16 protein-coding genes are annotated in these 20,050 nt (G+C 35.9%); 14 read left to right on the plus strand and 2 right to left on the minus strand.

Going from position 1 to position 20,050, the window contains the following annotated elements; genetic code table 11:
* The first annotated feature begins 695 nt into the window (after window positions 1-695).
* Genes RWM19_RS03400 through RWM19_RS03410 form a run of 3 tightly spaced genes read left to right on the plus strand, consistent with a single transcriptional unit; the run spans window position 696 to window position 7,647 of the window.
* A complete protein-coding gene (locus tag RWM19_RS03400) occupies window positions 696-1,574 on the plus strand; it encodes a hypothetical protein (RefSeq protein WP_294023685.1) in 879 nt (292 codons plus the stop codon).
* Complete coding sequence (locus tag RWM19_RS03405; protein WP_294023687.1) at window positions 1,567-1,734, plus strand: hypothetical protein; 168 nt, start codon at window positions 1,567-1,569, stop codon at window positions 1,732-1,734. The genes RWM19_RS03400 and RWM19_RS03405 overlap by 8 nt, the downstream gene beginning before the upstream one ends.
* Window positions 1,735-1,758: 24 nt before the next feature.
* The gene (locus tag RWM19_RS03410) at window positions 1,759-7,647 is read left to right on the plus strand and encodes an InlB B-repeat-containing protein (protein WP_313983710.1); all 5,889 of its coding nucleotides are present in this window, start codon (window positions 1,759-1,761) and stop codon (window positions 7,645-7,647) included.
* A gap of 180 nt (window positions 7,648-7,827) precedes the next feature.
* On the opposite strand, the gene RWM19_RS03415 is transcribed toward RWM19_RS03410, so the two are convergent.
* A complete protein-coding gene (locus RWM19_RS03415; protein WP_313983713.1) occupies window positions 7,828-8,421 on the minus strand; it encodes a S24 family peptidase in 594 nt (197 codons plus the stop codon).
* Between the two features lie 125 nt (window positions 8,422-8,546).
* On the opposite strand from RWM19_RS03415, the gene RWM19_RS03420 reads away from it, so the two are divergent.
* From RWM19_RS03420 to RWM19_RS03455, 8 genes are all read left to right on the plus strand, one after another.
* Window positions 8,547-8,789: a hypothetical protein gene (locus RWM19_RS03420; protein ID WP_294020124.1), complete on the plus strand. Its 243-nt coding sequence runs from the start codon at window positions 8,547-8,549 to the stop codon at window positions 8,787-8,789.
* A gap of 179 nt (window positions 8,790-8,968) precedes the next feature.
* Window positions 8,969-10,117 (plus strand): ATP/GTP-binding protein, encoded by a 1,149-nt coding sequence (locus RWM19_RS03425; RefSeq protein WP_294023644.1) that lies wholly within the window; start codon window positions 8,969-8,971, stop codon window positions 10,115-10,117.
* Entirely contained in the window at window positions 10,114-10,638 is a 525-nt protein-coding gene (locus RWM19_RS03430; protein ID WP_313983719.1) for a hypothetical protein, read from the plus strand. Before RWM19_RS03425 ends, RWM19_RS03430 begins: the two co-directional genes overlap by 4 nt.
* Window positions 10,639-10,826: 188 nt before the next feature.
* Window positions 10,827-11,165 (plus strand): PTS sugar transporter subunit IIB, encoded by a 339-nt coding sequence (locus RWM19_RS03435; protein WP_294020132.1) that lies wholly within the window; start codon window positions 10,827-10,829, stop codon window positions 11,163-11,165.
* A 5-nt stretch (window positions 11,166-11,170) separates the two neighbouring features.
* Entirely contained in the window at window positions 11,171-12,520 is a 1,350-nt protein-coding gene (locus RWM19_RS03440) for a PTS sugar transporter subunit IIC (protein WP_294020133.1), read from the plus strand.
* 1 nt (window position 12,521) lies between these two features.
* On the plus strand, window positions 12,522-13,046 hold the full coding sequence (locus tag RWM19_RS03445) for a GrdB-related putative oxidoreductase (protein WP_006526742.1): 525 nt from the start codon (window positions 12,522-12,524) through the stop codon (window positions 13,044-13,046).
* A gap of 104 nt (window positions 13,047-13,150) precedes the next feature.
* Window positions 13,151-14,284 (plus strand): Sapep family Mn(2+)-dependent dipeptidase, encoded by a 1,134-nt coding sequence (locus RWM19_RS03450; RefSeq protein ID WP_313983726.1) that lies wholly within the window; start codon window positions 13,151-13,153, stop codon window positions 14,282-14,284.
* Complete coding sequence (locus RWM19_RS03455) at window positions 14,281-15,369, plus strand: MupG family TIM beta-alpha barrel fold protein (protein ID WP_313983728.1); 1,089 nt, start codon at window positions 14,281-14,283, stop codon at window positions 15,367-15,369. The genes RWM19_RS03450 and RWM19_RS03455 overlap by 4 nt, the downstream gene beginning before the upstream one ends.
* A 76-nt stretch (window positions 15,370-15,445) precedes the next feature.
* Here the strand turns inward: RWM19_RS03455 and RWM19_RS03460 are convergent, their stop codons facing one another.
* Complete coding sequence (locus RWM19_RS03460; RefSeq protein ID WP_313983731.1) at window positions 15,446-17,353, minus strand: BglG family transcription antiterminator; 1,908 nt, start codon at window positions 17,351-17,353, stop codon at window positions 15,446-15,448.
* A 109-nt stretch (window positions 17,354-17,462) separates the two neighbouring features.
* Between RWM19_RS03460 and RWM19_RS03465 the strand changes: the two genes are divergently transcribed.
* Genes RWM19_RS03465 through RWM19_RS03475 form a run of 3 tightly spaced genes read left to right on the plus strand, consistent with a single transcriptional unit; the run spans window position 17,463 to window position 20,050 of the window.
* Window positions 17,463-18,344 carry a YitT family protein gene (locus RWM19_RS03465; RefSeq protein WP_313983733.1) on the plus strand — a complete coding sequence of 294 codons (882 nt, stop codon included), beginning with the start codon at window positions 17,463-17,465 and terminating at the stop codon, window positions 18,342-18,344.
* A 12-nt stretch (window positions 18,345-18,356) separates the two neighbouring features.
* On the plus strand, window positions 18,357-19,310 hold the full coding sequence (locus RWM19_RS03470; protein WP_313983736.1) for a N(4)-(beta-N-acetylglucosaminyl)-L-asparaginase: 954 nt from the start codon (window positions 18,357-18,359) through the stop codon (window positions 19,308-19,310).
* Window positions 19,307-20,050 (plus strand): copper homeostasis protein CutC, encoded by a 744-nt coding sequence (locus tag RWM19_RS03475; RefSeq protein WP_313983739.1) that lies wholly within the window; start codon window positions 19,307-19,309, stop codon window positions 20,048-20,050. The genes RWM19_RS03470 and RWM19_RS03475 overlap by 4 nt, the downstream gene beginning before the upstream one ends.

Here is a 20,050-nt window from a genome sequence, read left to right on the forward strand (position 1 = left end):
GTTATAGAAAAATCACATAGTATAGAGTTTGTGAAAATAGTAGGCGAAAGAGATGTGACATTATGTGCATAACTTTGTTCAAGTAAATTAAGTAATGAGTTTTGAGTAGTAAAATAGGATGACTATAGAGTGCTAGTATTGGCATTCTGATGTAGTCATCCTTTTGTGTACAAGTGATTGATGGTATTACATTGATTAGCTGTCCGTTAGTTAATGTGATAGATTGTCGTCTATTATCATAAGGGCTTCTGGAACTATTGATGATTTCGGGTTTCAAGTGCTTCTATTACTGTTTTTATATTGTATAGTAACTTCTTCAAAAGAACAGCGTTTATTAAAGTTCCTATATAGTTCCTCCAATTCATACGCAAGTTTCAAATTGGAACTTATTTTCAACAACATGGGTAGAATGAGTATTATTTGCTTTATATGTATCAATCGAAAAGATCATATCGTCACTAGCATTGAGCGTGGATATGATAGTATCATTTATAGCCATTTGGCGCCTCCTATGTTTAATTTCAATCACTTGTAAGACTGAATTTTAGCATAGGAGTTTTTTATCGGTAGAGATTCCAAGTTATATACTTAGACCGCTGTCTACTCACAATAGATGTCGTTTATACAAAAATTGGTATTATAATAAGAAAAATAAAATATACTACTTGTACTATTAATGTTAGAAAGGGAAATCTATGAGTAAATATAAAATGGTATTAATAGGTTCAACTATACTGTTGTTGATATTATCACCTCGATTCGTAGTAAAGGCAGAAGAAATCAATTCTAATACTATCGTGGATATGGATAATCGGGGAAAATCAGATTTTTTAATGGGTGATGGTTTCCCAAATATATATACCAAAAACATAATGACGGTGCCGAATTCAAATGGGCCATTAGAATCTGAGAAATCAAAATCATCAGAATCTGAAGAGAGCGCAAATCAATCATCAGAATCTGAAAAAACAAAGTCACCAGAATCTGAAGAGAGCGCAAATCAATCATCAGAATCTGAAAAATCAAAATCGCCAACATCCGAACCGAATGCAAATCAGTCCTCGGAATCTGAAAAAACAAAGTCACCAGAATCTGAACCGAATGTAAATCAGTCGACAGAATCTGGTTCAAATACAAATCAGTCGGTTGATTTTGATAAGGACAACGACAATTTGAATGTATCAAATGAAGAGATAGAAATGTCATCAGATAATATAGAAGGAAATATAATCCAGTCAATTGATGCGAATCAGTTTGTGGAATCTGACAACAATAAGATTGTTGAGGAAAATAACGAGATTTCTGACGAAAATGGGTTTAACCTTATTTCTTCGGCTGCAGAGAATAAATTTTCCAAACAAAAAAGATATGATGTTCTAAAGGTGATTCCTACAAAGAATATTAACAATGATTGGCAACTCTCTGCACTAAATATTGTTATTTTAACATCTATAATTTTGACAGGAATATATGGCATATCCATCTTATTACCGATGGTTCAAACATTAATTTGGATTAATAGAAAGCAAACGATGCTGCTAAGTAAAATGGGAAACTATAAAAATTATGAATAAATTGACAATTTTGGGAATATTAATTTGGGTTGGTTTGGCAATGGTATTAAAATTTGCAAAATACATATTAAAGAAAAAATTAGATTGTTATGAAGGATTTTGTGGAATAAATCATGGTCAAAAAAATGAAATATTGAAGCAATTATTTAAGGGTATTTAAAGAAAAGAAGGACGTAAGGAAAGTATGAAGAAAAAAACACAAAACCGAGCACTAAGGAATTTCAAAACATTTATAACTAGTTTACTGGTTATATTCAGTATGGTGAGTCATTATATTTTGGCAACTTATGCAGAGACGGCAAATGGCACTGATATAAGCACAACATCTAAAGCGATTGGTGCTGAAACAGATGAAGCATCTGCCGATCAAAGTGAGACAACGAATGTTATAGAAAAAAATGAAACAGCAACGGAGGATTCTCTAGATGCGAAAAGTTCTTCTAATGAAGTGAATGGATTTCCGGAAAAAACAAGTGTTCCTGATAACCAACCTTCTACTAAGGAAGAAAATACAGATAAGGTAGAAGAATCGGGAAATGATGATATTCAGGCTGTACAGAATACTCCTCAATATATGGAGGCTGGAAGCTTTGAAGGCGATATTAGTGGCATATTCACGATTAAAGCAGAATATAGTGAAAATACATTTCCTTTGTCCACGACGTTACAGGCAAGTTCAGACTTATCTACCGGTAGAATGGAATTGGCAAAGGAAGCCTTTATTAAACAATCTGGAAAAACAGAGGAAGAGATTTCAATTAAAAATATTTATGGAATGAATATATCTTTTCGAAATCAATGGGATAATAATGAAGTTGAACCGGCTAAAGATAAGCAGGTAAAGATAACATTAACGAGAAAAGATGGGGAAAAGCTACCTGAAGGAGAACAATACCAGTTGGTTCATTATACTGATGGTAAGATGGAAAAGGTTGATTTAAAAGTGAATGAAGAGGGACAAATCACATTTACTGCTTCTTCATTTAGCCCATTCTATTTAGGTGTGCTGGGTTCTCCGATACTGCCAAGCATCACAAATGTACCTTTGACGGTTGATTGTAAGATGTTAAATGATGTTGGAAAAGATAGTGAGGGTGTATATCATTATCAATTTAATCCTGGGACAAATGGTGTATTTAACATTACCATTCCAAAAGAAGCATTTCACGGTGGCGATTTCAGGTTGACAGCAACACTTCCAAAAGAAATGAAGTTTGATCAAGCAGGATTGGACCATTTAAAGGATAAGACGGAAGTGAAAAGTGTGGAATATGATCCGAATGATTTAACTTCGGTTACAGTCACCTTTAAGGGAGATGCAGGTGCATTGGATAATCTTGCTACTGCATTGGCGGTGAATACGGATATAAATTACATGTCAACCGGTGATTTGGATAATATCATAAAAAATGGTATTCCTAAGGAAACTATTTGTTTCCGCTTACTTGACAGGAACGGAAATTTAATGGGCGAAAACAAGAACTATGTTGTCAGCCCAAAGACGGGAAACTCTGAGAAAATTAATGCAACTTCCATTTTTGATACAGATACGGCAAATGTTACAATAAGTAACGATATCAACAATTCTGTGGAAAAAGGTTTGTATTTTCGAGACCATTTATATCCTCTTGCAAAATTAGATATTCCTTCTGCGGGAACAGACGATAATAAGCTGATACGAATCAAACAAGTCAAGGTCTATCGTCCAAAGGGATTGGAAGATTTATGCTGGCCAGACTCGCTTGATGTTGAAAACGGAAATGTAATCGGCGGTGGATCATTCAAAAAGGTGAATACAACTCCACAGGTAGATGCCAATGGAACCTATGATATATTCGAGTACGATTTAGAAGCGGATTCAAAGGTAAATGATTCAAGATTTCAAGGGCTGACATATAATAGAGATCAGTTGAAAAAGATTAGGGCCATTTGGAAATTCAAAGAGGGAGCATTCCTCCCAAGCGGAACTTTGTGTGAGGCTGCAGATACGGAAATTACCTTTGAAAGCGAAGGCGGAAAAGAAATTGTTAAGAGTGTAACCGGTACAAAGATGAAGGTTTCAAAGGGCATTTATGATGATCGATTTAAGGTAACACCACGTCCGAATTTCAAAAAGGATTCCGCAAATATTGAGGAAGTCATTCCTGGTCACTCCAAATCTGAGCAAAAATTTGTAGAGGTATATAATTATCGATACTTATCAAATTATGATGCAAATGGTGATTTGGTTATGTCTGAAGGTGAATATACGGAAACATATCGTTTCCCTTATGAAATAAGACCTACGTCATTTAAACGAAGTGATTCATATGGATCAGGGTCAAAATTGAAAAATATTATTTTAACGGTTGTAAAAGTAGACGGAACAACTGTAACAAAAGCGGTTGATGAAAATGACATACGATATAGTTCTGATGGTACGAATTTCTCATTTGCAAAATATTTGGAAGACGGAGACAGAGTAAGTGAAGTAAAGATAGAATGGAGTGCTCTTACAAATTCTTCGGGTGGCGGAAAAACTCCAGGAACATTTAATTATGCGGTAGCGAGAACGCATGCCGACGGAACACCACTTGTTAAGGATGAGTTAATCCAAATTGGATATCATGTAGAACATCCGAAAAAAGATAGTGCACCGTATACATACGATACAGATACGGATACCGATTATTTATATGTGAAGGTCGGTGAAGAAAAATGTAATGAATTTATGGAACAGGACAATACTGGAACCAAAGATGTATATTTCTTTGGACAGAAGAATGAGGCAAAATTTTGGTATAATGAGCCAAATGCCGGTGTAATCTATTTTAAAGGTGATGAGACAAATTACAGAAGTACATATACGAACCCCGTTATTACAATAAAGGCACGTGCAAATAATATTGTAGGCATTGAAGAGCCAATCAGTTATATTAAGGCGATTACTTTAAGCAAGCGCATGAAAGGGTGGAAAGTTGTTTATTCAACATACAACAAATCTACCGGTGTAACAAAGAATGATCAAGAGTATACCGTTGCGAATATGGATCCAAGCGGTAGCGATACTGTTATCAGTAAAGAGACTTTAGGATTAGATGAAAACGAGTATTTTACATCTCTACAGCTGAAGTATGATGGAGTTTTCCATTTGGAGTACGATAGTGATATTGATTTCTTGTACAATCACCAAATCGAATTTAGAATGGTTCGTATATTGGGTGATACATCAAGAAATAAATCTTTATATCACAATCAGGATGTAAAGGTGAATGGTCCGGAAACAAATCGTGGACAGATCTATTTTGACGGATATTTTAAATGTGATGATCCTTGCTCCGGAACAGTCTATACGGATCCGAACGGAATTGAAAGTAAAGTCAGATCTGGAGACGGAATGGCTTTGAGATATAAGCCACAAGGAGAACGTTGGACGTTAAAGAGCGCAAATTTTAAGAGCGATGATCGCACTGTTGTTGCTTATCAGGGTGGTATTGCAACGGCAGAAGAAAGCGAAGATACAACGCATATGTTCATGGAAAAATCCGGAGTATTTAACGGAAGTTTCCGAGCAGAACGCAAAGATCTGTTGAATGATGAGAGATCGTCTACAGGCAATGCTCCAATGGATGTGCCGGAAGCAGTGTATGTTGAATTGACGGATGATGAGTTTGATGTTGCCTCCGTTGTTTCGGAAGTGAAGAGAAAATATGATTTTTCATATGGATATAATCTGAGTGCCGAAGATATATCCGTCGTTCATGCAAATGGGAAACGATATCTTAAGATTTCTAGTGGAGGTTCTTTGAGCCATTTTGATAAACTCCAAGGAAGTTTGAAATATGAGTTAGGCAAGATCAACTTACAGGTTTGGAATGGTGCTACTTTGGGAGATCATCATCCGTTCGGAAAGGTATATTATGATGTTTCCGGTTTATTAACAAAGTATGATGGATCAGAAGCAGCGGCTTATAAGAAATATGAGTTTAAGGGTGCTGTTCCGGATGTAGATGATATTCGTAAGACAGGTGATACGACGACACCAACTTTATTTGAAGTCGGTGACATGAGTAAATTCACAGTTAGAGTTTTACAGCATGTTCTTAACGGTGTGCAGTTATACCCAGGAAAGAATAATATTGTCGATAGAAATGGGCCAGTAACATTCTTGACACGCGAAAAAGAGAATTTAATGGTAAGTGAGCAAGTGCATATTCCAGGGTCTCTCAATGAAGCTGAAGTTGTTGTACAACTTCCTGAAAAGGGAAATCAAATTAATGTGACATCCTTTGATAGCGAAGGTAACGAAATAAAGACTTCAAAGACATGTGACTTTACCATGCGTTTAACCGGTCCAGCAAAGAGCAATCACATCTCGGGATTAGGAAGTACGGATACGGTTACATACACGTATAGTAAAGATGGACAAAACTATGTAGATGAAAGTGCAATTTCATCTGCGGATTGGAAGGACTACCGCTATATTAAGGCTAAAATTGTACATCAGCCGAACCCAGGAAGTGATGCAAATATTGATGTGAATATTCCTGTTAATGCGGAAGATACACCGGCTAAAGCGGATGACTTAAGCAGTTATATCACAGGTACATATACCTTTACGACAGGTAGTGAAGTGCTCTCAGCAAATACATCTTCAGCCCAATATATTTGGAAGCCATATACATTAAAAGGTAAATTGTGGTGGGACAAGAACGAAGATGGAGTCGTTGATGCGGACGAGCCGGCAGTAGAGAATACCGATATTGTGATGAATTTGGAAGATGCCAATGGAAATGTTGTTGGATCAACATCGGGAGAAGAAGGAATTATTGATGGACACGGAAATTTCTCAATACGTACGAATACACAGTCAACAAGTTATTCTGTACAAGGAACGTTACCGGCTGGTGTCAAAGCTACAAAACAAACTGGAACAGGTGATCCGACAGTAAGTGATGCAGATTCTGATTTTGATAGAACAACAATTAAGACGGCAACCTTCAATGGATTTGATGCAGCAGGAAATGCGCAAAATGTTGCGGCAGGACTTATTAAGCTTCCTGAGCTGAATTTGACGATGCAAATGATCCATGTTACGGAATCACCATCCGCATTTAACCAAAATGCAAGCAGCGAAAATCCGAATAATTTGAAACCGGCATTAACGTATGTTCCAGTTTCGGGAAACATTCTTGATTCGGATGCGAACGGTAAGGTAACACCAAAGCAAACCGGTTTGGTGAAAGATATTCAGGTTTCAACAGCGAATACACTTGGTGATGTCGTTGAGGGTAAATTTAACGCGGCTGTTTATGCAAACGTATTGTATAAGAATGATACGGTGGGTGTTACTGGCGATGCACCGGTGGATACAACACCATATTACCCAAGTATTGATGATTCCAATACAGATCGAGTAACCGTGCTAGGTGCGGGTACAATGAAGAAAACGGGTTATCGATTGGTGGGCTGGAAAGATGAAGATAGTAATGTATATAAAGAAAGTGATACTTTCAAAACAGGAATTGTGAATAAGGATATTACATTGACAGCGGTTTGGGAGCCAATTCAATATAAAGTGACCTATGTTATTGAAGGCCCAAATGAAAGTCAAGCACTTGTTCCAGCACCGGAAACACATATTTATGAAGATGTTGTGACAATTGCTGATAATCCAAAGCTAGAAGGATATCATTTCAGCGGATGGACATCTGATGATGTTTATGTACAAGCTGGTCAGTCCTTCTCAATGCCAGATGGAGATGTTGTTATCAGAGGGAAATTTATACAAAATAGTCCGTTAACAGTTCCAACACCAAAGACAAGCGATTCGCTTCATGTGAAGAAATACCTTGGTATGCTGATGATTTCTATGATGATTTCAATGATTTGCATGCTAATTGAAGCTGTGTTTGGAAAGAATAGATTAATTGTGAAACCAGCACATGATGTGATGTCTATGAATAGAATCAACCCCGACGTTTCTGAAGATAATACTCAACAGGGAGTGAATGGGTCTATAATTGAAAACTATCATAAAGCAGCAGAACAAAAAAGAAACAAAAATCTTAAAAATAATAAGTTGCGATTATGATTCGCTCAAGTGAAAAGTTAAATTCCACTTCTAAAGAATAAAAAATAAAGTGGAAGTAAGTCATTTAGAAATAGTACTATCAAGGATTGATAATCCAAGATCGTACTATTTTTGCTTAAGTAAAATTCATACTACAAATGAGCGAATAGCATATTCCACTGCTACTCGCTCATTTTGTGTCTAGAAGTTTGTGCGACAAGACAATACTTGTCCGATTATTTTTACTGGTAATTCTTTTATCTCTTTTGGGGTGAAGTAACGGCTTGCAACATCTGGGTTTGCAGCTTCAAGAATCATCATCCCTTTTTTATAGATAACACGCTTGACGGTAACTTCTTGATCAATCATGACAACCGCAACTTTACCACTGGGAATAGAATTGCATTGGCGAACTAATACAAGTGAGCCATCCATGATTCCGATACCAGACATGGAGTTACCAGTAATACGCAAGTAATAATCACCATTCTCTCTTTCTTTTAGAGTTGTTTCTTCTTCGCCAAGATAATTTTCTTCTGCAAATAAATCATATCCAGCTTTTGCATAACCAAGGATTGGTAAGCGAATGGTTGTGTCCATTCCCATTAGGATAGGAGTGATGTTGTAACCTAATAATTGAGATAAGATCTCGGCAGTATCATCGTTGACCTTCTTAATTTCTCCACTAGACCATCGTGCAACAGTCGAACGAGAAACATTACATCTGCGTGCAAGTTCAGAATCACTACATCCGGTTTTTGTTTTGTATTGGTGAATCATTTCTTTTAGTGTCATCTACATTACCTCAGCATTAGTATAACAGATTTGCGACAATTAGAAGATAATTAATTTATAAATGTTGCGTATATAATTGAAATACGCAACACAAATCGATATAATACAAATAACAGGAGAGAGATATGCAGCTATATAAGAAATATGTAGATGTCGTGGTGATGCAAAGAAAAACAGGAGAATTACGTCCACTCTATCTATGTTGGAATGATGGACGGGAGTATAAAATTGATAAAGTGCTAAGTCACTCTAGGAAAGAGTCTTGTGTTGGTGGTTGTGGTATCCGTTATGTATGTATTATCCAAGGTAGATGTAGAAACTTATTCTTAGAGAAAGATCGATGGTTTTTGGAGAGCTATCAACCATGATATAGGATTGAAACCATATAAATATCTTAATTCAATATTTTGTGCGAACTTTATGTTTAAAACATTAAATAGGAGATAAAATCTGTAGAAATTATATATTTTACACGCATAATACGTGTAAAATATGGAAAATATTCAACAATTATGATAAAATAAAGCTACTTCAAGGAGAAAATATCATGATTAAGTTAATTAGATTATCAGCTAGTGGGTTAAATCTACTAAAAGAAAAGGTAGATATTGACTTTTTTGCAGAACAAAGAGTTTTGTCAGATAAACTTGGAATGTTATCAAATCTTTTTGGAAGAGTATATACAAACAATGTGATATCTCTTGTGGGTATTAATGCCTCGGGGAAAACGACAATATTAAAATTGATCGCACTTTGTTTTGATTTTATTAATGGAAAGTCACTTAATAGTATTGACTATAATGATATCTTTACAAATTCCGAGAACATACAAATCGATACTACTTTCTATGTTGAAAATGAGGGGGTGTATCATCTTGTATCAGCAATAGGAAAAGTTAAAACGATTGACTTGGATGAAGAATATATCATAAAAAATGAGAAATTGTATTTCAAAAAAATATCTACCATTCAGAAGAAAAAAGATATGTTAACATTTGATGAAAGTCACTTGATGAGAGAAAGAGACAATACGGAGGAATTCTTGCAGAATGATATTAGTATTGCACTATCAATCACGAAGGATAATAAAATTTATGTTAGAAATTTACTTGATTTTACCAATTTAAATGTATTGAGAATACTAGGGGATTATCCACGCGAATTATTGGCGTTTTTAGATCCGAGTATTGAATCAATAACATATAATGAGAAAACACAAGAAGAAATCTTAAAGTTTTATGGTAGAAAACCAATTACAATTTCTAGCCCTATTCAATTTCAAAATTATTTATCCTCAGGAACTATTAAGGGAATTGTTGTGTTTATTAATGCGATGCTTGCATTCAAGCATGGTGGATATGTAATTGTGGATGAATTGGAAAATCACTTTAATAGAGAAATAGTTTCTACGTTAATTAGATTCTTCACTCAGGAAAATGTAAATGTCGGAGGTGCAACACTGATATTTTCAACACATTACTCAGAGCTATTAGATGAGTTTAGCAGAAATGATAATATTTACATCACAAGAAATGTAGATAGAATAACGATTCAAAAGTTAAACGATATTCTAAAGAGGACAGACATTAAAAAGAGTGATGCTTTCAAGAGTGACTATTTGAAGGGGACAGCGCCATCATATGATGCCTATCTTCAACTAAAAAAAGCAATTATGCACGGAGCTATTAAACTATGACGGCATCCATCGCATGTTTATGTGAAGGGGCCACTGAAAAGGCTATTATTGAACTGCTGTTAGATAATAATAAATTGTGCTTTTCTAGGGAACAGCTTATAGATGAAGAAGTACTACGATGTAGATGTGCAAAAAATTTTGAAGATCGATACATGGGTAAAAGCTTTGTTGCAAAAATTACAGTTTATCGAATTCTAGATTCGAAGCGAGAACAGTTTAAATTGCGTAAAGCATATCAAAATAAGGTTGAAGTAATAAATGTAATTACTGCACCAGAAATAGAAATGCTAGTAATCATTAGTGAGGAAAAGTTTGAAGAGTACTCAAGGAAATACAAGAATAGTACAAAACCAAGTGAGTATTGCAAGTCGGTTTTAAAAATTAAAAACATCAAAAATCCTAATTTTATTAAATCTTATTTTGATGATATTGATAAATTAATACAAGCTATTCAGGAGTATAAGAGAGTTATACGCTCAACTAACAATATAACCTGTCTAGCAGATTTGTTGGTGCTATAAGTAAAGCATGATATGAAGTCGAAAACTAAAATGATACATTGGATGTTGACGAGGTAGAACTTTGTCACATCCTTTTTCTTTGGAAGAGAAAGGAAGTAAAGTTTCCTAGCATGCGGCAGATAAATTAAGGACTATAGTTTAGTTTTACGATTAATATAGTGGTAGAACGATAGAAAGGAGGGAAAGTTATGCATAAAATCTATCTGTTCTGTAATGCGGGGATGTCTACTTCTATGATGGCAAGTAAAATGCAGAAGGTTGCAGATCAACATTCTTTAGATATTGAAGTAAAAGCATTCTCTGATAATTTATTAGATAAAATCATTACGGAACAAAATCCAGATGCTATTCTTTTAGGTCCACAGGTTAAGTATCTATATGATAAGGTTGTAGACCGTTATGGCCATCTTGGAAAACCAATTTTCGTTATTGATACTGAAGAGTACGGTAACATGGACGGAGAGAGAGTTCTCAAACGTGCCATTTTAGAAATTAAAAAGAAGAAAGCAGAAAGCGAAGGTAAATAATTATTATGATTAAGGCTTTAGAAAAGTTCCTTATCCCAATCGCTGATGCCTTATCTAAGAATAAGGTATTAGTGGCTATCCGCGATGGCTTTATGTATGCAGTACCAGTAGTTATCGTTGGATCTATTTTCCTATTAATCTCCAACTTCCCAATCGAAGGTTGGTCAGAGATGATTGCGACATTTGCTGGCGAAGGATGGGAGAAATATTTTGATGCAGTAACTGCAGTTACATTTGATTGCTATGCATTACTATCTGTTATGGGTATTGCATATGCATATGCACGTGAAAAGGGTGTAGATAAGATTGAATCTGCGGTTGTTGCTCTTGTTACATTCTTGATGATTACTCCAATGAAACATGCTGCGTTCATGAATGCAGATGGCAAGATGTTCTCTGGTTTCTCATTCGGCCATTTAGGTACAAAGGGTATCTTCTTGGCAATGATTGTAGCCATTATTTCTACAGAAATTTTTGCATTTGCAGTTAAGAAGAAACTTGTTATTAAGTTACCTGATGGTGTTCCACCAGCAGTTATGGATTCATTTGCTGCGTTAATTCCAGCAGGATTATCCATGCTTGTATTCTTCTTCGTTAACATGATTTTTGTTAATACTCCATTTGGAAATGTACATACATTTATTTATCAAGTATTACAAGCTCCATTAGTTGGTTTAGGCAAGTCTCAAGCATTTGAAGTTATCTATCAGTTCTTAAGTACATTGTTCTGGTTCTTTGGTATCAATGGACCTGCTGTTACAAATACAATCTTCGCTCCAATTCATAAGGCATTAACATTAGAGAACTATGAATTGGCGAAGGCTGGTTTACCAATGACAAATGTATTTACATCAGCATTCTCAGATTTCTTCTGCAACTTCGGTGGTGGAGGATCTACATTGGGTCTTGTATTGATGATGACATTTATGGCAAAGTCCAAGCGTTTAAAGACATTAGGAAGAATGGCACTTCCTGCCGGTATTTTCGGTATCAATGAACCAATTATCTTTGGTTTCCCAATGGTATTGAATGTTATCATGGTAATTCCATTTATCTTAGCGCCAGTTATGAATACAATTATTGGACAACTTGCAACAGCAGTAGGATTCATTCCAGTTACATCTGGTGTTCAGTTATCATGGACAACGCCAATCTTTATTTCAGGTTATCTGACGACTGGTTCGATTAATGCTGTAATCTTACAGCTATTTATGTTACTTGCAGACATGGCTCTCTACTATCCATTCTTCAAGATGCAAGATAGTAAGTATCTAGAGGAAGAAGAGAAGTTAGCAAAGGAAGAGAAGAAGGATGAACTTGATGAATTGTCCTTCGATGATTTGAAGTTAGACTAATATGAAAGTAATATTGATTTTTGATTCCGGCTTAGCTGGAGCAGGTGGTAAGAGCAACCCTGATTGTACACTAAGTGCAACGAGAGAGATTGCTGGGACTGCAATGCTTTTAGAACCATATTTGAAAGAAATAGGCGGTCAGATTAGTGCAACACTTTATTGTGGAATGGATTACTACAAGCAGAATAAAGATGAAGTGGTTATGAAGATGACTGCGATGGTGAAAAAATTGGAACCAGATTTTGTCTTGTGTGGGCCATGCTTTAACTTCCCTGAATACAGTGAGATGGCTGCTCGTTGTGCAAAATTAATTGCAGAAAAAACAACAGCAAAAGTCGCAAGTATGATGGCAATTGAAAATCAAGAAGTGATTGCACAATATAAGAATGATATTACAATCCTTAAGATGCCTAAGAAAGGTGGAACAGGATTGAGTGAGTCATTTGAAAATATGGCAAAGTTCATTGATGCATCCGTAAATCATCCGGAAAATCTTGAAGCATTAAAAGAAACAATTTGTTATTAGAATAAGTCAAGCCCGGACAAACTCTATCTGTTCGGGCTTATTTTAAAAAATAGAAAAATTTATATACATGCATGTATATAAGATTAAAAGAAAAGAGATCAATTGTGAATAAGGAAGAGATATTTGCGCAGGTTGAAAGACGGAAACAAGATATGATTGATGATATTTGTACGATGGTACAAATTGATTCAAGACGTGGTGAGCCACAAGATAGAATGCCTTTTGGAATTGGGCCTGCAAACGCTTTGGAAAAAGCACTTGAAATTTGTAAACGAGAGGGACTGCCAACGAAAAATGTAGATGGATATATGGGTTATGGTAGTTTCGGGAATAGTGAAGAATATATTGGTATTGTTGGACATGTAGATGTTGTTGAAGTTGGTGATGGCTGGATTGATCCGCCTTTTTCTGCCGCAATCCACGATGGAAGAATCTGGGGACGCGGTGCGTTAGATGATAAGGGACCACTTTTTGCGGCAATGTATGGCATGCTTGCATTGAAAGATTTAGGGATTCAGCCAAAAACAGCGATACATATCATCTTTGGAACAAATGAAGAAACTGGCATGGAAGACATGCATTACTTCTTGAAACATGAGAAAAAACCTCTTGTTGGTTTTACACCGGATAATAAATTTCCAGCCATTTATGGTGAACGTGGTAGAGCGGTCATTGAGGTCTGGGGTGATGAACAGAAAGTAATTGAATTTGCGAATGAGTATTTTATGAATGCAAATATCAATGGTGATAGATTGGGCATTGCCGTAAAGGATGAACATTTTGGTGAAATGAAGACTCGCAATAAACTTTTATTGTATGCAAATAATAAGATGGGAATTCGTTTCTCGCTTAGTTATCCAACTTGTGATATGGATAAGATTATGCAACAGATTCAAACAAAAGCAGTAGGTTTAGAAGTGAAGTTAGTATCGAATTCCCCAGTAGTGCTACACCATAAAGATTCATGGCTTGTAAAGACAATGCAGAAGGCATATGAAGAGGCGACGGATACTAGCGTCAAACCGACGACAACAACAGGCGGAACATACGCGCATGTTTGTGATTCCATTATTCCGTATGGACCAAGTTTCCCAGGACAAAATGGAATTGCACATCAGCCAAATGAATGGGTCAATATTGATGATTTAGTTGCGTGTGCAAAAATTTATGCATGGACACTATATAAATTAAGTACAGAAGAGATACCTGAAAATCCATTAGAGGAGGAGAAGTTATGAGAAAACTAGGAGTTTCTATTTATCCAGAAAAAAGTAGTATTGAAGAAATCTTTGCATATTTAAAAGAAATGAGTGAAATTGGTGCAAAGAGAATATTTTCTTGCTTATTATCTGTAAGAAAGCCAGCAAATGAAATTAAGGAAGAGTTTACAAAGATTCATGATTACGCAAAGAGTCTTGGTTATGAAATCATCTTGGATGTGAATCCATCTGTATTTAAAGAATTGGGTGTTAGTTATACAGATTTAAAATTCTTCCATGATATTCATGCGGATGGTATCCGTATGGATGGAGGTTTTAGTGGTTTTGAAGAAGCGCTTATGACATACAATCCATATGGATTGAAAGTAGAAATTAACATGAGTTCAAGTACACATACAATTGATACAATCATGGACTATCAACCAAATCGTTATCAGTTGTGTGCATGTCATAATTTTTATCCACACGATTATACAGGATTGGATTTAGATTTCTTCTTGAAATGTTCTGAAAAGTTTAGACACTATGGATTGAGAACAGCTGCGTTTATCGGCTCTTTGGAAAAAGATGCGTATGGGCCATGGCCTACAACAGATGGTTTATGTACATTAGAGATGCATCGTCATATGCCGATCGATATTCAATTAAAACATCTAGTCGCATTAGATATGATTGATGATATTATTATCGCAAACTGTTATCCAAGTGCAGTAGAGAAAGAAGCATTAAAGCATGTTTCTTTAGATGTTGTAAATTTCAAAGTTGAACTTGAACCAAATATTCCTGAAACAGAAAAGAAGATTGTATTAGAAGAACTCCATTTAAATCGAGGTGATTTAAATCCATGCATGATTCGTTCAAGTCAAAGTAGAGTGAAATATAGAGGCCACCACTTTGATGTATTCCATGCACCAGATATGATTCATCGAGGTGATGTATTGATTGATAGTAGTGAATATGGAACATATGCTGGTGAACTGCAGGTTGCATTACAGGATATGAAGAATAGTGGAAGAACTAATGTAGTTGGACATATTCGTGAAGAAGAACTCTTTATTCTTGATAGTCTAAAGCCTTGGCAGAAGTTTAGATTTACTTTGTAGTATTTTAGAATTTTGTTTGAGATATGAAAAAGAAGATGTACCAAGAGAATTATCCTTGTTGCATCTTCTTTTGAGTTTATGAGATGAGATAACTAATGAATTCTTCATATGTGTTACTTGAAATTAAGTGCGATAACTTTTCGTAATCTTCTGTAAGAGAGGCAACCCAATCGAAGAATGGTTTCAGTGTTGTGGTATCCGGTTTATCGATTGCTAGTAAGAAAATAAGCTGTACCTCATACTTGCCCCATAGAACTGGCTTATCTAATAACATGATTGAAATTGCGGATTTTAGACAAGAGGAGTCAATTGGGTGTGGTGTTGCAAAGTTAAAATTAAACGATGTTGGTGATAGTGCTTCACGTCGCATTACAGATGGATAGAATGCATCTGTCACAATAGAGGCTTTTTGGAGTTCTTTTGACATGAACTCTAGAATCTCTTGTGGTGTATTGAAGAGTTGATGGTTATAGAAGAACTGTTTTGAAATCAATCCTTTTAGATTTGTGTAGAATTCTTTTTGCGTACGTGTTCTTTCGATTTTGTGAATCATTTCGAAAAGTTTAGCTTCATCATCTTTACCGCACAGTAATGAAACTTCAACAGTTGGAATCTTCAGGTTGTGACGTAGTGGAATTGAGCATATCAATAAGTCTGGCTCGTCCGCAAGGATGAGTTCTTCCTGGAAGTATGCATACACTTTGACAATCTCGATGTGTTCATAGAATATCGTTTCAATCTTTTTGCGTTGGGTATAGAATGCTTTTTCACCCAACGGATAAATCCATACCGCTCTGAGTTTTTTTGAGTGATAGATACGCTCGTAGGCTAGTCCTAGATGTAGAGTAATAAAACCAATTTCATCCTCATTGATGTTGATGTGTAGCCTATTTGCAAGGAAGGTTGCAGTACTTACACCCACTTCAAATATCAGTGGGAACTTACGTTTAATTTCTTGCAGGTATAAGTTGGTTGTGTGGGTTTGACTAATACTACGTTCAATTAATGATTGAAGATGGAGTGTTAGACCAAGTTTAAAGTCATCATCTTTAGAGAAGTCGATACCATGATGACCGTATATAAACGCAATCAACTCATTAACGATATCGCTACAGAGTAATCCATCTGGCATATAGTTGGAGATTTCTGTATCACTGATTTGAGCAGGGTTGTTTCCCATCAGTAATAATGCAAGGATATTAACTTCACTTTCAATAACATGCGCTTGGTATAAGATCGCGATTCGTTCGTAGAATTCTTTGGCAATCTTATATTCGATAGCATCGTGAATCTTGGAACTTGTGTATGTTGATTCAATGTATTTTCCGCTGAGAATACGATCGATGGAAATGCTGATGTGTAATAGAATAGATGGTAATGCATTTGCGTTAATTACATAGTTGTGTTCTTGCAGTAAGTTTTCCAACTCGCTTTTACATCTAAGTAAATCAAAGTTTTGATATAGATTTGCTAGCTCGTTGATATTTAAGAAATTTTGCTTGGTCTCGTCCATGAGAAGATGTTTGTATAATTTACGTAGTTCATTTTCAGAGCCTAATAGGACGAGATGGTTTGATGATTTCTTGAGTTTGAGATTTTGATAATTTGCTAATTGTTTACGAATCTCTTTGAGATGTGCATCGAGAGTGTATTCAGAGATGCATAACTGTTCTAATAAATCAGGAATATAGATAGAATCACGCGATAAGAGAAGTGACTTTAAAATATATAAATTTCTTTCGAGGGAACTCTGCAATAAGTTTTGTCGTTTTGATTGAAATTGTTTATAGTTTTCAGGGATGAGTGCATATCCACTTCGAAGATTTGAGGTGATTAGCTTCTCAGAGTAAACTTTATTGATTGTATCAATATCAGAGCGAATCGTACGATTAGATACAGATAATAATTTAGCGAGTTCATTTGCAGTGAACCATTTGTTTTCTTCACCTAGAATGTGAAGAATTTTTTCTTGTCGTTTATTCATGATAATCACCTTTCGTAGCGTAGAATAATATTTTCCTAATAGTAGGAAAACAAAACATAGGAATCTAACTGAGAATTGATTAAAATAGTAATAGAAAAAGAGGGATGGAATGAAAGAGAAACTCATCGATTTTAAGCAGAAACAATCGATCCGTTTATTATTCAGTATTCTCTGTGTCATCTTTTCGGCTTTGTTGCAAACTTATGCCTTAAAAGTTTTTTTAAGACCTGCCGGATTGCTGTCGAGTGGATTTACGGGTCTTGCAATATTAATCAATGTGATAGGCAGTCAACATCAAATACAAATACCAGTTGCACTAATGATAGTATTACTGAATCTACCAGTAGCGATACTCTGTGGTAAGTCTATTTCAACAAAGTTTACTATACTATCATCATTGCAATTTGCATGTGTGTCAATATTCTTAACTGTATTTCAATTTGATATTTTGTTTGATGATATCATGTTAAACATCGTTATTGGTGGTGCGGTATACGGCTTAGGAATTGTGGCTGCGTTAGTAGGTAATGCAAGTACAGGTGGTACAGATTTTATTGCCTTATATGTTTCGAATAAGACAGGTAAGAGTATTTGGACATATGTTTTTGTATATAACTGTATCTTGTTATGTATCTTTGGTTTTGTGTCTGGATGGGAGCGTGCAGGGTATTCTATTATTATGCAGTTTGTATCGACCAAAGTTATTGAAAGTCTGTATCGAAGATATGACCGTAGTACGATACAGATAACAAGTAAGATGCCTGAAGAAATTGTAGCTGCATATACAAAGAAGTATCGTCATGGTATTTCGGTTTGGAAAAGCTATGGAGGATATTCTCATCAAAAGAATTACATGTTGAATACTGTTGTTTCGACATTAGAGGTGAAGGAGATTGCACATCTGATATTAAGTGTTGATCCGCGTGCAATCATAAATGTATATAGAACGGATGATTTCTATGGTGGTTTCTATCGGAAACCGATAGACTAGGAGGATGTTTGAATGTGGGCGATAATTGCGACTTGGCGAATGGCACTGGAAGGTGTACAGGAAGCAGGTAACTTATTAAAAGAAGGTAAGAGCAGTGGGGAAGCAGTTGAACATGCAATACGCTGTGTAGAGGATTTTCCATACTATAAATCAGTTGGATATGGTGGTTTGCCAAATGAAGAGATGATTGTCGAACTTGATGCAGGATATATGGATGGAAATACAATGGCGATGGGTGCTGTAGCTGGTATTAAGGATTTTGCAAATCCAATTTCCATTGCCAAAGAGTTATCGAAAGATACTGTCAATTGCGTACTTGTCGCAGAGGGTGCTGAAAAGTATGCAAGTAAAAAAGGCTTTGAAAGAAAGACAATGTTAACAGATAGAGCCAAGCAGCATTATCGTAAACGTGTCAAAGAAGTACGCGAGCAGGAGCTAAAACCATATGATGGTCACGATACTGTTGGTGAAGTTGCACTGGATTGTGCAGGAAAGATTGTTGCAGGAACTTCTACGAGTGGTTTATTTATGAAAAAGGCTGGACGTATTGGGGATTCTCCTATCGTTGGTGGTGGTTTCTATGCAGACTCTGAAGTTGGTGGAGCTACTGCAACAGGTCTTGGGGAAGATTTAATGAAGGGATGTATCTCTTATGAAATCGTTCGTAAGATGAAAGAAGGAATGGGACCGCAAGAAGCTTGTCAAAGAACGGTAGATGAGTTAGACGCAAAACTGAAAAAGAGCCGTGGTTTTGCGGGTGACCTTAGTGTTGTGGCGATTGATAAAGATGGTAATTACGGTTGTGCTACGAATATTCAAAACTTCTCGTTTGTGATATATCGTGAAAACGAAGAAGCGAAAGTATATCTCGCAAATTGTATCGATGGTAAGACGGTGATTACAGCTGCTAGTCAAGAGTGGATGGACCAATACATGCAAGAAAGGATGGCACCGATTTCAGAATGAAAAGAGATTTATTTGAAGTATGTGCTGGAAGTGTACAGGATTGTATCAATGCACAACTTGGTGGTGCAGACCGTGTTGAATTAAATAGTGCTTTACATCTTGGTGGATTAACACCTAGTCTTGCGATGTTAAAACTTGTAAAAGAAAAGACATCACTTAAGGTTATCTGCATGGATAGACCTCGAGCAGCTGGATTTTGTTATGATGATGTTGAAATAGAGACGATGTTTGAAGATGCTAAAATCTTATTGGAGAATGGAGCAGATGGAATTTCTTTTGGTTTTCTAAATTCTGATGCGACAATCAATGTGACAGAAACAAAAAAGATGGTGGAGTTAATCCATCAGTATCAAAAGGAAGCAGTGTTCCATCGTGCATTTGATTGTGTCGATGACCCTATGCATGCGATCAAACAATTAATTGATTGTGGTGTTGATCGTATCTTAACAAGCGGGTTACAACCTACTGCGATGCAGGGAACATCAGTGCTTGAAAAATTACAGAGTGCGTTTGGTGATCAGATTGAACTACTTGCGGGTAGTGGAATCAATGCGAATAATATTAGAGCGTTAAAAGAACAAACAGGATTACATCAATTCCATGGTAGCTGTAAGGAATGGTGTAAAGATCCTACTACAACAGTTGGAAATGTAAGTTATGCTTATCACGAAAGTGATGACTATGATTGTGTCAGTTTGGAAAAGGTAAGAAGTATCGTACAGGAATTGAGAGGTAAATAA

Source organism: uncultured Solobacterium sp. (genome assembly GCF_963517755.1).
GTDB lineage: Bacteria > Bacillota_I > Bacilli_A > Erysipelotrichales > Erysipelotrichaceae > Bulleidia.

Excerpts from the sequence above, each read along its gene's own strand:
- RWM19_RS03445 (WP_006526742.1), top strand. The coding sequence starts at position 12,522 with ATGAAAGTAATATTGATTTTTGATTCCGGCTTAGCTGGAGCAGGTGGT.
- RWM19_RS03405 (WP_294023687.1), top strand. The coding sequence starts at position 1,567 with ATGAATAAATTGACAATTTTGGGAATATTAATTTGGGTTGGTTTGGCA.
- RWM19_RS03400 (WP_294023685.1), top strand. The coding sequence starts at position 696 with ATGAGTAAATATAAAATGGTATTAATAGGTTCAACTATACTGTTGTTG.
- RWM19_RS03435 (WP_294020132.1), top strand. The coding sequence starts at position 10,827 with ATGCATAAAATCTATCTGTTCTGTAATGCGGGGATGTCTACTTCTATG.
- RWM19_RS03470 (WP_313983736.1), top strand. The coding sequence starts at position 18,357 with ATGTGGGCGATAATTGCGACTTGGCGAATGGCACTGGAAGGTGTACAG.
- RWM19_RS03425 (WP_294023644.1), top strand. The coding sequence starts at position 8,969 with ATGATTAAGTTAATTAGATTATCAGCTAGTGGGTTAAATCTACTAAAA.
- RWM19_RS03460 (WP_313983731.1), bottom strand. The coding sequence starts at position 17,353 with ATGAATAAACGACAAGAAAAAATTCTTCACATTCTAGGTGAAGAAAAC.
- RWM19_RS03420 (WP_294020124.1), top strand. The coding sequence starts at position 8,547 with ATGCAGCTATATAAGAAATATGTAGATGTCGTGGTGATGCAAAGAAAA.
- RWM19_RS03415 (WP_313983713.1), bottom strand. The coding sequence starts at position 8,421 with ATGACACTAAAAGAAATGATTCACCAATACAAAACAAAAACCGGATGT.
- RWM19_RS03440 (WP_294020133.1), top strand. The coding sequence starts at position 11,171 with ATGATTAAGGCTTTAGAAAAGTTCCTTATCCCAATCGCTGATGCCTTA.
- RWM19_RS03430 (WP_313983719.1), top strand. The coding sequence starts at position 10,114 with ATGACGGCATCCATCGCATGTTTATGTGAAGGGGCCACTGAAAAGGCT.
- RWM19_RS03410 (WP_313983710.1), top strand. The coding sequence starts at position 1,759 with ATGAAGAAAAAAACACAAAACCGAGCACTAAGGAATTTCAAAACATTT.
- RWM19_RS03465 (WP_313983733.1), top strand. The coding sequence starts at position 17,463 with ATGAAAGAGAAACTCATCGATTTTAAGCAGAAACAATCGATCCGTTTA.
- RWM19_RS03455 (WP_313983728.1), top strand. The coding sequence starts at position 14,281 with ATGAGAAAACTAGGAGTTTCTATTTATCCAGAAAAAAGTAGTATTGAA.
- RWM19_RS03475 (WP_313983739.1), top strand. The coding sequence starts at position 19,307 with ATGAAAAGAGATTTATTTGAAGTATGTGCTGGAAGTGTACAGGATTGT.